The following is a 12,313-nucleotide window of genomic DNA, read 5'->3' on the forward strand; positions in this document are numbered from 1 at the left end:
CACGCCGGAATCAACGCTGTGGTCGAGGACCGGTGCGTCGATTCCGGCGCGCCGTACTAGGCCGCGCCCGCGGTGACCGCCAGCACCCGCTCGGCGAGCTCGGGCCGGCACACCACGAGGTCGGGCAGCTTCGGGTCGGCCGAGTTGTAGACCAGCGGGGAGCCGTCGATGCGCGACGTGTGCAGGCCGGCCGCCCGGGCCACCGCTACGGGTGCCGCCGAGTCCCATTCGTACTGACCACCGGCGTGCACATACACGTCGGCGACGCCGCGGATCACGGCAGCGACTTTGGCTCCGGCCGAACCCATTTCGACCAACGTTCCGTCCAGCGCGTCGCGCACCGCGAGCGCGATGGCAGGCGGGCGGGTCCGCGACACCACGATCCGGGGCGGACCGTCGAATGCGCGTGGCGCGGCAACTTCGGGGGTGGACAGTGTGGTGTTCTGCGCGGGCAGCGCGACCGCACCGGCCACCAGTTCACCCGACTGCCACAGCGCGACGTGTACGGCCCAGTCGTCCCGGCCCAGTTCGGAGAACTCCCGGGTGCCGTCGAGCGGGTCGACGATCCACACCCGCTCGGCGGTCAGGCGCACCGGATCGTCCACACCTTCCTCGGACAGCACGGCATCGCCCGGACGCTGCGCCGCGAGCTCGGCCATCAAGAAGTCGTGAGACTGCTTGTCGCCCGCGGCTTTCCGCTCCTCGACCGTGGCGTCGGCGAAGTCGGCACGCACGTCGAGCAGCAGATCGCCCGCCCTGGTGGCCAGCCGGGCCGCCAATTCGTCGTCGTTCACCGTGGAATCTCCATCAGGTCGATCACCAGCTCGGCCAGTTCGTCCGGGCTGCGGTCGGGCGTGAGCCGCAGGTCCGGGTTCTTCGGCCGCTGGTACGGGCTGTCGATGCCGGTGAAATGCGTGATCTCACCCGCACGCGCCTTAGCGTAAAGGCCCTTGGGATCGCGGCGTTCGCAATCCTCCAGCGGTGTGTCGCAGAACACCTCGTAGAAATCGCACCCCGCGTCGGTGTGCACCTTGCGCGCGAGCTCGCGATGTTCGGCCAGCGGGCTGATGGCGGGCACCAGCACCACCTGACCGGAATCGGCCAGCAGCGTCGCGACGTGGGCGAGCCTGCGCAGGTTCTCGGCCCGGTCGGCCATCGAGAATCCGAGGTCGGCGTTGAGCCCGTGCCTCAGGTTGTCTCCGTCGAGAACGTAAGCAGGCACGCCTCTTTCGAGCAGCTTCTGTTCGACCAGCACGGCCACCGAGGACTTGCCCGAACCGGACAGCCCGGTGAACCACACGGTGCGGCCGCGGGTGAGCCGGTCGCCCGGGGTGACCAGCGACGCGTGCCGCACGGTGTTCGGGCTCGACGACTCGTTGCGGGCATCGCGCAGCACCATGCCTGCGGCCACGGTGCCGTTGGTGTTGGGGTCGATCAGGATGAACGACCCGGTGGCGGCGTTGCGGCTGTACTCGTCGAGCAGCAGCGGAGCCTGCGTGCGCAGCGAAATGCGGCCCAGCTCATTGAGTTTGAGCGCGGTGGCGGACTTGTCGCGGTGCAGGGTGTTGACGTCGAGGCGATAGTCGAGACCGGCGACCTTGACGCGGGTGGTGCGGGTGGTGTGCTTGATGACGTACTCGCGGCCGGGCTCCAGCGAGGAGTCGTCGGCCATCCAACACACCGTGGCGTCGAAGTCCTGCACCACGCGCGGTTGATTGTTGGGCCGCGCGATCATGTCGCCCCGCGAGATGTCGATGTCGTCGGACAGGCTCAGCGCCACCGCCATGGGCGGGAACGCCTCGTCGACCGGGCCACTGGGGCCTGCGATCTCGGTGATGCGAGAGGACTTGCCTGCGGGCAGCACCACGACGTCGTCACCGACCCGCATCACGCCACTGGCCACGGTGCCCGCATAGCTGCGGTGATCGTGGTGGTCGTGGGTCTGCGGCCGGATCACGTACTGCACCGGGAACCGCACGTCGACCAGGTTGCGGTCACCCGCGATGTAGACGTCTTCCAGGTGGCTCAGCAGCGCCGGGCCGTCGTACCACGGCGTGACATCCGATTTGGTGACGACGTTGTCGCCGTTGAGCGCCGACAGCGGGATCGTGGTGACGTCGTGCACGTCCAACCGGGCGGCGAACGCATGGAACTCGTCGCGGATCGCCTCGAAACGGGCCTGGTCCCAGTCGATCAGGTCCATCTTGTTGACCGCGAGCACGATGTGCTGGATCCCCAGCAGCGACGCGAGGAAGGCATGCCGACGCGACTGCTCGAGCAGGCCGTGGCGCGCGTCGACCAGCACGATGGCCAGCTGCGCGGTGGACGTTCCGGTCACCATGTTGCGCGTGTACTGGATGTGCCCCGGAGTGTCGGCGATGATGAATTTGCGCTTGGCCGTGGCGAAATAGCGGTATGCGACGTCGATGGTGATGCCCTGCTCGCGCTCGGCGCGCAGGCCGTCGGTGACCAGAGCCAGATCCGTGTAGTCGTTGCCGCGTTCCTTCGAGGTGCGCTCGACGGCCGCGAGCTGGTCCTCCATGACGGCCTTGGAGTCGAACAGCAGCCGGCCGATCAGTGTGGACTTTCCGTCGTCGACGGACCCGGCGGTGGCGATGCGCAGCAGCGTCGACATCAGAAGTAGCCCTCTCGCTTGCGGTCTTCCATTCCGGCCTCCGAAATGCGGTCGTCGGCGCGCGTGGCGCCGCGCTCGGTCAACCGAGACACCGCGGTTTCCGCGATCACCTCGGAAACCGTTGCGGCGGTTGACTCGACGCAGCCCGTGCACGTGACGTCGCCGACGGTCCGGAACCGCACCGACTTCTCGATGATCGGCTCGTCCTTGCGCGGCTGCAGGTGGCGGTGCACGGCCAGCAGCATGCCGTCGCGCTCGAAAACCTTGCGTTGGTGCGCGTAGTAGATGCTGGGGAGCTTGATCTTCTCGGCGCCGATGTAGGACCAGATGTCGAACTCGGTCCAGTTGGACAGCGGGAACACCCGGATGTGCTCGCCCTTGTGGTGCCGCCCGTTGTAGAGGTTCCACAGCTCGGGGCGCTGCGCCTTCGGATCCCACTGGCCGAACTCGTCACGGAAGGAGAACACGCGCTCCTTGGCACGGGCCTTCTCCTCGTCGCGGCGGGCCCCGCCGAACGCCGCGTCGAACTTGTTCTCACGGATGGCGCGCAGCAGCGTCACGGTCTGCAGCGGATTGCGCGACGGGATGGTTTCCACCACGCGGCCCGCGTCGATGTCGTCCTGCACCTTGGCCACGACCAGCCGCACACCGTGCTCGGCCACCAGCTCGTCGCGGGTCTCGAGAACCTCGTCGAAGTTGTGTCCGGTGTCGACGTGCATGACCGGGAACGGCAACCGCCCCGGTTTGAAGGCCTTGAGCGCCAGGTGCAGCATCACGATCGAGTCCTTGCCGCCGGAAAACAGCAGCACGGGCCGCTCGAACTCGGCGGCCACCTCGCGGATGATGTGGATGGCCTCGGCCTCCAGCGAACGCAGGTGGCTCAGCTCGTAGTGCCCCGACCTCGTGTCGGGCTTCTCAGTGGTCGTCACCGTTACCTCGTAAAGTTGGTAGAATTGACCAGAATTGCAAGCATGACCTGGAATGTATCGGCCGTGCCATGGCCTGTCAACGTTCAGAATCAGCGCAATATTGCGTGCTTCGTCACGTCAGCCGTGTCCGCTGACGTGTGCGCCGGCGGTCCGCGGCAACCGCAGGCTCTCGATCAGGGTCAGCGCAAGAAACGCACCGAGCACCAGGAACGTCGCGGGATATGACGTCAGCTGGCTCAGCAGCAGGGCCGCGACGGCGATGCCGAGGCCTGCGGCCAGTTCCTGCACCGACGCGTTGAGCGTGTTGGCGTGGGTCAGGTCGTCACCGTCGACGTCGGAGAATGCCAGGCTGTTGTAGGCCGTGAAGCCGATGGACCGCAGCGCACCGCTGACATAGAGGATCGCGGCGATCGCCACGACGGGCAGGCCCGGGCGCAGCAGCGCGAGCAGCCCGAAGCATCCGACCGATACGACACCGTTGACCAACAGCACGGTGCGGATGCCGAACCGCCGCATGAGCGGCGTCGTGACCGGTTTGATCGTCAGATTGCCCGCGAACAGCGCGGCCACCATCAAACCCGCGGCGAACGGTGTCCAACCGAACTCGAGCTGGAACTGCAACGGGAGCAGGAACGGCACCGCGGTGATCACCATGCGGTACAGCGACCCGGCCGACACCGTGATGCGCAGGGTGCGTACGCGCAGTACGCGTAGTGCCACCAGGGGTGCGCGCGCGCTCGACAACCGCCAGACCGCGGCCGCCAGCAGGATCACCGCGGCCGCGGCGCATCCGCCGACCAGCACCCAGTCGGTACCCGAGACCCTGACGTTCTCCAGCGCGATGAGCGCGACCGCGATCCCCGAACCCAACGCGAGCAGGCCGGGCCAGTCGAGCGACCGCGGCGCGGGCTGCGGCTCACCGCGAATCAGCTTGAGTGCGAGCACGAATCCGATCACGCCGATCGGAATGTTCACCGCGAAGATCCACCGCCAGCTGCCGAGCGTCGCGATCGCACCGCCGAGAACCGGCGCGACCACGGGTGCCGCGAGCGCAGGCCACGTCAGCAGCGCAATGGCCCGCACCAGGTCCGATTTCGCGCTGTACCGCAACACCGCGAGCCGCCCGACGGGCACCATCATGGCGCCGCCGACACCCTGCAGCACGCGCATGCCGACCAGCATCGGCAGCGATGTGCTCAGCGCGCAGCCGACCGAGGCCAGCGTGAACACCGCGATGGCGGCGATGAAAACCCGCCGGATCCCGAACCGGTCGGCCATCCAGCCGCTCGCGGGAATCAGCACCGCGACGGTGACCAGATAGGCCGAGATCGCGACGTTGACATCGACGGCCTCGACGTTCAGCGACGACGCGATCAGCGGTATCGCCGGGGTGATGATGGTCGCGTCGAGGATCTCCATGAAGAACGCGCCGGCCACCAACAACGCCATTCCTCTGGGGAACGGTGACGTCTCGGGTGAGGACACCCGAGGCACCTTAACCGAGACGGGTCTCAGCTACCGAGCACGAAATCGATGCGCCGCGCGCAGACATCGGCCAGATCGATGCCCGGCAGATCGAATCGGTGGTTGAGCCGGACCAGTGCGACCGCGAGCAGCAGGGGCGCGGTGATGTCACCGAACTCGACGTTGCCGATCGGGTGTCCCACCGCACGCTCGTAGCGGTCGATGGTCTCCTCGCGGCTGGGCGTGCCCGGTGCCGGTGCGTTGCCCGGCAGTGGGCTGCTGACCCAGTCGGTCATCAGCAGCCAGCTGATGTCGGCTGCAGGATCCCCGAGATAAGCGATCTCCCAGTCCAGCGCTGCTCGCGGCCGCAGGTCCGGCATGTAGAGAACGTTGGACATGCGGGCGTCGCCCCAGCACAGGCCGACGTGTTGCGGGGTGTAGGGGTGCGCGTCGAGCCAGTCGAGCGCGCGCGTGAAGGTCGGGTGAATCGGCTTGTCGGCGTACGCCCACCCGATCGCGTATCGCAGGAAGGCCACCAGCGCACCCGGCGACGGGTCGCCGAGGAAACCCAGCCGATACGCCCGCGGGTCGATGCCGTGGACCTTGGCGATCATGTCGACGCAGCCGTTCCACAGCCTGGCCCGGCCCGCGTCGTCGGTCTCGGCGAAGATGCCCGCCTCGTGATACGGCGGCACGTCGCTGACCCCGATCACGCCGTCGATGCGGTCCATCACCAGATAGGGCGTGCCCAGGGCGTCGTCGGTCGTGTCGATCCAACGGACCGCCGGTACCGGAACCTGTGATACTGCAAGCCGTTTCATCACCAGATACTGCCTGCGCAGGTCATAGTCGGGCAGGATCTGAAACTCCGGCGGCCTGCGGAACACCAGGCCTGCAGTCGACCCGTCGTCGAGATCCTCGAGGTCGAACAGGAAGGTCTCGGTGGAGTACCCGCCGGGGCTGGGGCGCCAGTTGACGATGCGGGCGTGCTCCGCTCCCGGAATATGCTTTCCGACGATGCCTTCCAGCGCACCGGGCAGCTCGTCGGCCGGCAGCCTCACCATCCGGTGTATCCGTAGCGCGGATACGCCCCGACGAACACCATCTCCACGAGGCCATGACCGGTCTTGCCGTCCATCCGCACCTCGCACAGCGTCTCGGACAGGAAGCTGACCGGTTTGATGACGTTCAGATCCGTGCCGTCGACCGTGAACCCGTCGATGAATTCTTTTCCGCGCCAATGCCCCGACGCATATCCGTTGACCTCCATGTAGCCGGCCAGGCCGGGCCAGAAATCGGTGATGGGGGTGACCTCCACGGTGCTCGTGGTGCGGTCGCCGCGGTGCACCGTGAAGGTGCCGCCGCTGATGACGCGCAGTTCATCGCGGAACTTCAGATCGTGTTCGACGTCGATGATGGTGCCCGCGGGGCGGCCGCCGGCCAGCGGATAGAGGATCTCGCCTTCGAACTGCCACCGCTCCCCCGTGCTGGTCTCACGTTGGGCGAAATGCACGAGTTCGTCGTCGAATTCGAAAATGCCCATGTAATACAGCGTGCCGTCCGGGATCTCCTGCGGTTGCAGGTTCGCGCCCTCGGGCAGGCTGCCGCCGCCCGGTCCGTTACGGATGCCCCACGAGTGGTCGCGGCCGAACCACCAACGGCTGCTGTCGATCTCGATCCGCTCACCGTCGATCTCGATCCAGCCCTCGAGGTCGCCGTTCTGGTAGAACCGCCGGGCATCCTCACTGACCCGGCCGCGGCTGCGGTGGAATGCCGGGGTCTGCTCGTAGGTCGGGAACCGCCCGCGCAACCGGAGGTCGAGACTCACGCCCTGCTCGTTGGGCTCGAGCACGGCACGCACGGTGCGCAGCGGCTCCTCTATCCGATACGAGAACGGGCCGACGGAATACGTTCCGAGCGGCCCGGATTCGGGATTCAGCTCGGTCGACATCCGCACCACCCGGGTCTCGCCGCTGCGCTTGGTGATCATCGCGTAGGCGTCGGTGACGTTGCGGTTGGGATAGCGCGCCAGCCCCGTCATCACGTTGACATCGCCGGACCGGTCGAAGCCGTACATCACGATGCGTTCGGTCCAGCGCAGGTCGGACTGCGCGACATGGTCGAACGTCGTGGGCAACTGATGACAGAGCAATTCGTCGTGCGGGGTGAGCATCAGCATCCTTCCGGAATAATTACGTTATGACTCATAACGTAACAGCCGCGCGCCGATCGGGATAGGTTTTTGCCGTGACGAACGCCGTGGGACGCCCCCGCGACCCTGCCAAGGACGCCGCCGTGCTGGCCGCGGCCCGCGATCTCCTGGTCGAAGAGGGGTACCAGGGGACCACCGTGGTGGCGATCGCCCGCCGCGCGGGCGTGGGGGCACCGACCATCTACCGGCGCTGGGCCACCAAGGAAGCCCTCGTCGAGGACGCGGCATTCGGCCACGCCGGCCCGGTGCCGCTGCCCGCGCCGACCGGAGATCTGCGCGCCGACCTGCGCGGGTGGGTCGCGGTGTTCCTGGACTGGCTCGCCAACCCGGTGACGCGCGCCGCGCTGCCGGGCCTGCTCACCGCCTATCACCGCGACGAGACCATTTATGAGCGGCTCGTGCTGCGGTCCGAGTCCGATGTGCGCGCGTTGATGGTCGAACTGATCGGCGACCCGGAGCGCGCCGACACCGTATTCGATTTCCTGGTGGCCACGACCGTGGTTCGGGCGATGACGCGGGGCCTCATCGACCGCGATGCGTTCTGCGACCGCACCGCCGATGCCCTGACCCTCCTGGCCCGCGACGCCTGATTTCCCCGCGCGAGTTTCCCCGCGCGAGCAGACACGCCGGTACCCGGTACGGCGGCGTTCCGGGTACCCACGCGTCTGCTCGGCGGGAGAAGGTGACTACCCCACAGGTAATTGAGTCACGCCGCGCGGGCAACAAGACTGCGGGTCATGACGACTCAGACGGGCGCCGACGTCATGGCGCAGTTCATCCCGCAGTCACCGTTCGTCGCGCGCCTCGGCATCGTGCCCGAGCACCTCGACGGCCCAGAGGTCCGGGTGCGGCTGCCGTGGGATCCGGAAAACACCACGCTCGCCGACATGGTGCACGGCGGCGCGATCGCCGCGCTGGCCGATGTCACGGTGATGGCCGCGGCGTGGGCCGAGGCGCCGGTACCCGATTCGCTGCGTGGAGTCACGGTGTCGATGTCGGTGCAGTACCTGGCACCGGCCCGCTCCACCGACCTGATCGGCGTCGGGCGCGTGCTGCACCGCGGGAAGTCCCTGGTGAACGTCGATGTCGACGTCGTCACCCCGGACGGCGATGCTGTCGCGAAGGCCATCGCGACCTACAAGGTGGGGTGAGAGGCTAGAGCGTGACCTCGTCGAGCCTGCCTGTCGCGACGTCGAAGATGAAGCCGCGCAACGATTCATGTTTGGTGACGAACGGGCTGGCCTCGATGCGGCGCAAAGACTGCCGGACGTCCTCGGCGATGTCGTCGAATGCCTCCGCGGCCCACTCGGGTTTGATGCCGGTCTCGTCCTGGATCGCCTTCTTGAACTCATCGTCGGTGAAAGTCAGCATGCCGCAGTCGGTGTGATGGATGAGGATGATCTCCCTGGTGCCCAGCAGCCGCTGGCTGATAGCCAGGGACCGGATTTCGTCGTCGGTGATCACGCCGCCGGCGTTGCGGATGACATGTGCTTCGCCGTCGGCCAGGCCGAGGATGCGGTACACGTCGAGCCGGGCATCCATGCAGGCCACCACCGCGACGTGTTTGCTCGGTGGCAGCGGCAGCGGACCGGTGAAGGTCTGCGCGTAGACCTCGTTGTTGGCCAGGTATTCGTCGGTGACAGACATGCGCTGACGCTAACAATGGGGCGCGGTGGCCACCAGCGGCCAGATCACCGTGAGCAAATGAGCCGTGCCGACCAATAGCTCCTATGTCAAGCCGCGGCGGTTAGGTGTTGATTGTGGGTGTGGTTGTCGTGGTGGAGGGCCTGGTAAATGCGGCGGGAGATGCGGCGTTTGAGGCAGCGGCGGGCTTTGGCTTTGGTTTTCCCGGCGGTGATGAGCCGGTGGTAGTAGGCGTGGCCGTCGCTGCCTTTCATTCGGGCTTGGGTGACGGCGATGCGGTGGATGGCGGCGTTGAGTTGGCGGTTGCCTGAGCGGCTTAACCGCATCTGGCCGGCGTTGGCGCCCGACCATGCCGGGATGGGTGCGACCCCGCAATGGCAGGCGAAGGCGGCCTCGCTGGTGAACCGGTCGATGCCGGCGGCCTCGCCGACAATCTTGGCCGCGGTCAGCTCCGCGCACCCGTCGATGGCCAGCAGGCTGGGCGCCACTTCGCGGGCCCGAGCGGCCAGACGCTGCTCGAGCTTGTCGATCTCGCCGGTGAGTCGGATGATGTCGGCCAGCTCATCGCGGGCCAGTTCAGCCACCAGACCCGGCTGGATGTTCAGCCATGTCTGCAACGCCTGCTGATGGGTGCGGGTTTTCAACGCGCGAGGTGGCGGGGCCTGGTCGGGGTCGAGTTCATGCACGCCACAGCAGTTGGTTGATCGTCTGAGTGCGTTGCCGGACAAGGACATCGCGACGGTCGGTGAGCAGTTTGAGCTCCGGGATTGCTCATCGTGGGAAGCGATGGGCAGGTCGGGTTCGCGCAGCACCGCCCGTGCGACCGACTCGGCATCGATCGGGTCGGACTTGCCGCGGGTGCGGGCGGACTTGCGCGTCTGGGCCGACAGTTTGGTGGGTACCCGCACCACTTTCTGCCCGGCACCGAGCAGGTCGCGTTCCAGCCGCGCGGACATGTTGCGGCAGTCTTCGATACCCACACCAGTTCGGTGCCGAACTGGTCACGCGCCCATCAGGGCCGCGTGGTGGCCCTCGGTGGTGGCCTTGACGGTCTTCTCGCCGAGGCGCCGGCCTACCTGATCAACGGCGACAAAGGTGTGGGAGCGCTTGTGTACATCGGCGCCAACAACAATCATGGTGAATGCCTCCTTCACGCGTGGGAGAGGTTGTTGAGGTTGGACCGGTCGGCCGACACATCTCAGTCGGGGCGATGCCACGCTCCTATCAAGTCAGGTCGGCCGGTCCGTCTCACCTGGTGCCGGCACTACTGCTCAACGCCAACTCCACAGGGCGGCAGACGCGTACCGAGCCAGACACCAGGTGAAACGCAACCAACCACCGCGCTACAACGCCTGTCACGCAGACACGCCGTAAACCCGGCACACTCACCATGACACTGAGACGCGTACGTACCCGATAACGGCGATTTGTGGGTACCGGCACGTCTGCTCGCCGTGAAAAGGCGACGGCTGCCCTGCTCGGGGGAAGCGGGGCAGCCGTCGCGGTCTCGGGGATCAGTTGTGCGGTGCCTGTAGGTCGTAGACGGTGATCCCACCCGTCTGCGTGCCGGTGAAGTGCTGCTTGACCCACGCGGTGATCTCACCCGCACTGCCGTTGGCATCGTGCGGCGGGCCGCCCCGATCGCCTGCCGGGCGATCGAAGAAATACCGCACCTGACCATCGGCCACATACTGCTGGAACTGCGCCAGGGTCGGCGAGTTGTCGCCACCGGTGAACCCGCCGATCGCCATGAGCGACGCGCCGGTCTTGAGCTCCAGATCGCTGACCATCATCGAGCCCACACTGGCTGCGGCCCAACGGTTGCCGACTCCCTCCAACAGTTCGCCGAGCACCGCGTCGTCGGCCTTGCCGAATCCGGGCGGACCACCACCCGGGCCGCCGAAGCCCCAGTCCCGCTTGGGGCCCGACGTCGCCATGGGTCCGCTGCTGTTGCCGTTGGCCACGGTCTGGATCGAGTACGCCGCGGTCGCGCCGAGACCGAAGATCATCGCGGCCAGCACCAGCGCCGCCGTGGCCCGGCCCGGCCGCTGAGCGCGCACCGCGAGCAGGACGGCGACGAGGATCGAACCGCCGAGCAGAATCCAGCGCAGCGCAGGCAGCCAGTCGGGGGTCCGGTTCAGCAGCACGAAGGCCCACCCGCCGGTGCCCGCCATCATCACGGCCAGCACCACCCGGGCCGGCAAACGATCACGGACGCGCCACAACTCGGCCACCGAGATGCCGACGAGCGCCGCGATGGCCGGGGCCAGTGCCACGGTGTAATACGGGTGAATGGTGCCGTCCATGAAGCTGAACACCGCGCCGGTCACCAGCAGCCAGCCGCTCCACATGAGCAGCCCGGCGCGCACGCCCGCGGTACGCGAAGCCCGTCGCGTCAGCCACAGCGCGGCGACCAGACCGATCAGCGCGGCTGGCAGCAACCACGACGCTTCGGTGCCCATCGACATCCCGAACAGCCGGCCGATTCCGGCCTCACCGCCGAAGAACAGGTTGGCCCCACCACCGCCCGGGCCGTGGCCGGGTCCGCCGCCAGGCTGGTTCTGTCCGACGATCCGGTCGATTCCGTTGTAGCCGAACGCCAATTGCAGCAGGCTGTTGTCGGTCGAACCCGCGATGTACGGCCGCGAGTCGGCAGGCCACAACGCCACCAGCGCGATGTACCAGCCCGCCGACACGATCATCGCGACACCGCCGACCGCCAGCATGCCCAGCCGCCGCCACAAACTCACCGGCGCGACGACCAGCAGCACGAGCGCCAGACCGGGAACGATCAGGAACGCCTGCAGCATCTTGGTCAGGAACGCGAAGCCGAGGGCGCATCCCGACAGCGCCGCCCAGCGGTAGCTGCCGTTCTCGATCGCCCGCACCATGCAGTAGGCCGCGACCACGAGCAGCAGCACCAGCAGTGCGTCGGGGTTGTTGTAGCGGAACATCGCCGTGGCCACGGGCGTCAACGCCAGGGCCGCCCCCGCGATCAGAGCCGCGCCCGGGCCGTTGGTGCGGCGCACTGTGGCGTAGAGCACGGCCACCGCGGCCACCCCCATCAGCGCCTGTGGCAGCAGCATGGTGAATTCGTTGAACCCGAAGATCCGGCCGAAGAGCCCCATGGCCCACATGGCAGCGGGCGGCTTGTCCACCGTGATGGCGTTGCCGGCGTCCAAGGATCCGAACAGCCACGCCTTCCACGACTGGGTGCCCGCCTGGGCGGCCGCGGCGTAATAGCTGTTGGCCCAGCCCGACGAACCCAGACCCCACAGATAGAGCACCGCGGTTGCGGCCAGCATGGCCCAGTACGCGGGCCGGATCCACCGGGGCGTACCCGGCGGCCTTCCGGACAGCACCACGGGTTCCGGGGTGTCCGATTGTGCCTCAACGATTGTCGTCATGTTCGGTGTCTTTCGGTTGGCG

General features: G+C 67.4%; 10 protein-coding genes and 1 pseudogene. 2 read left to right on the top strand and 9 right to left on the bottom strand.

Going from position 1 to position 12,313, the window contains the following annotated elements; all coding sequences use genetic code 11:
* Window positions 1-56 precede the first annotated feature (56 nt).
* The 6 genes from G6N67_RS01285 to G6N67_RS01310 all read right to left on the bottom strand — a co-directional run bounded on the left by G6N67_RS01285 (window position 57) and on the right by G6N67_RS01310 (window position 7,201).
* A complete protein-coding gene (locus tag G6N67_RS01285) occupies window positions 57-794 on the bottom strand; it encodes a 3'(2'),5'-bisphosphate nucleotidase CysQ (protein ID WP_036437392.1) in 738 nt (245 codons plus the stop codon).
* Complete coding sequence (gene cysN / locus G6N67_RS01290) at window positions 791-2,635, bottom strand: sulfate adenylyltransferase subunit CysN (protein WP_036437394.1); 1,845 nt, start codon at window positions 2,633-2,635, stop codon at window positions 791-793. The genes G6N67_RS01285 and cysN overlap by 4 nt, the downstream gene beginning before the upstream one ends.
* The gene (gene cysD, locus G6N67_RS01295; protein WP_036437396.1) at window positions 2,635-3,564 is read right to left on the bottom strand and encodes a sulfate adenylyltransferase subunit CysD; all 930 of its coding nucleotides are present in this window, start codon (window positions 3,562-3,564) and stop codon (window positions 2,635-2,637) included. Before cysD ends, cysN begins: the two co-directional genes overlap by 1 nt.
* 117 nt (window positions 3,565-3,681) lie before the next feature.
* A complete protein-coding gene (locus G6N67_RS01300; protein ID WP_036437400.1) occupies window positions 3,682-5,013 on the bottom strand; it encodes an MFS transporter in 1,332 nt (443 codons plus the stop codon).
* 62 nt (window positions 5,014-5,075) lie between these two features.
* Window positions 5,076-6,092, bottom strand: a complete 1,017-nt coding sequence (locus tag G6N67_RS01305; protein WP_036437401.1) for a phosphotransferase family protein — start codon at window positions 6,090-6,092, stop codon at window positions 5,076-5,078.
* Entirely contained in the window at window positions 6,086-7,201 is a 1,116-nt protein-coding gene (locus G6N67_RS01310) for an Rv3169 family protein (protein WP_036438500.1), read from the bottom strand. Before G6N67_RS01310 ends, G6N67_RS01305 begins: the two co-directional genes overlap by 7 nt.
* A gap of 74 nt (window positions 7,202-7,275) precedes the next feature.
* Here G6N67_RS01310 and G6N67_RS01315 point away from each other — a divergent pair, with 74 nt between their 5' ends.
* Together G6N67_RS01315 and G6N67_RS01320 are read left to right on the top strand one after the other, a co-directional pair.
* Window positions 7,276-7,830, top strand: a complete 555-nt coding sequence (locus G6N67_RS01315; RefSeq protein WP_036437403.1) for a TetR/AcrR family transcriptional regulator — start codon at window positions 7,276-7,278, stop codon at window positions 7,828-7,830.
* 147 nt (window positions 7,831-7,977) lie between these two features.
* Complete coding sequence (locus G6N67_RS01320) at window positions 7,978-8,391, top strand: PaaI family thioesterase (RefSeq protein WP_036437405.1); 414 nt, start codon at window positions 7,978-7,980, stop codon at window positions 8,389-8,391.
* Window positions 8,392-8,395: 4 nt separating this feature from the next.
* Here the strand turns inward: G6N67_RS01320 and G6N67_RS01325 are convergent, their stop codons facing one another.
* The 3 genes and pseudogenes from G6N67_RS01325 to G6N67_RS01335 all read right to left on the bottom strand — a co-directional run bounded on the left by G6N67_RS01325 (window position 8,396) and on the right by G6N67_RS01335 (window position 12,291).
* A complete protein-coding gene (locus tag G6N67_RS01325; RefSeq protein WP_036437408.1) occupies window positions 8,396-8,887 on the bottom strand; it encodes a beta-class carbonic anhydrase in 492 nt (163 codons plus the stop codon).
* An 86-nt stretch (window positions 8,888-8,973) separates the two neighbouring features.
* A pseudogene (locus tag G6N67_RS01330) lies at window positions 8,974-10,038 on the bottom strand (IS110 family RNA-guided transposase).
* 360 nt (window positions 10,039-10,398) lie between these two features.
* Window positions 10,399-12,291 carry an ArnT family glycosyltransferase gene (locus tag G6N67_RS01335; RefSeq protein ID WP_081812706.1) on the bottom strand — a complete coding sequence of 631 codons (1,893 nt, stop codon included), beginning with the start codon at window positions 12,289-12,291 and terminating at the stop codon, window positions 10,399-10,401.
* Window positions 12,292-12,313 lie beyond the last annotated feature (22 nt).

The organism is Mycolicibacterium mageritense (genome assembly GCF_010727475.1).
GTDB lineage: Bacteria > Actinomycetota > Actinomycetes > Mycobacteriales > Mycobacteriaceae > Mycobacterium > Mycobacterium mageritense.

Coding starts and splice junctions, on each gene's coding strand:
- cysN (WP_036437394.1), bottom strand. CDS start 2,635: ATGTCGACGCTGCTGCGCATCGCCACCGCCGGGTCCGTCGACGACGGA.
- G6N67_RS01300 (WP_036437400.1), bottom strand. CDS start 5,013: ATGGCGTTGTTGGTGGCCGGCGCGTTCTTCATGGAGATCCTCGACGCG.
- G6N67_RS01305 (WP_036437401.1), bottom strand. CDS start 6,092: ATGGTGAGGCTGCCGGCCGACGAGCTGCCCGGTGCGCTGGAAGGCATC.
- G6N67_RS01310 (WP_036438500.1), bottom strand. CDS start 7,201: ATGCTCACCCCGCACGACGAATTGCTCTGTCATCAGTTGCCCACGACG.
- G6N67_RS01320 (WP_036437405.1), top strand. CDS start 7,978: ATGACGACTCAGACGGGCGCCGACGTCATGGCGCAGTTCATCCCGCAG.
- G6N67_RS01325 (WP_036437408.1), bottom strand. CDS start 8,887: ATGTCTGTCACCGACGAATACCTGGCCAACAACGAGGTCTACGCGCAG.
- G6N67_RS01335 (WP_081812706.1), bottom strand. CDS start 12,291: ATGACGACAATCGTTGAGGCACAATCGGACACCCCGGAACCCGTGGTG.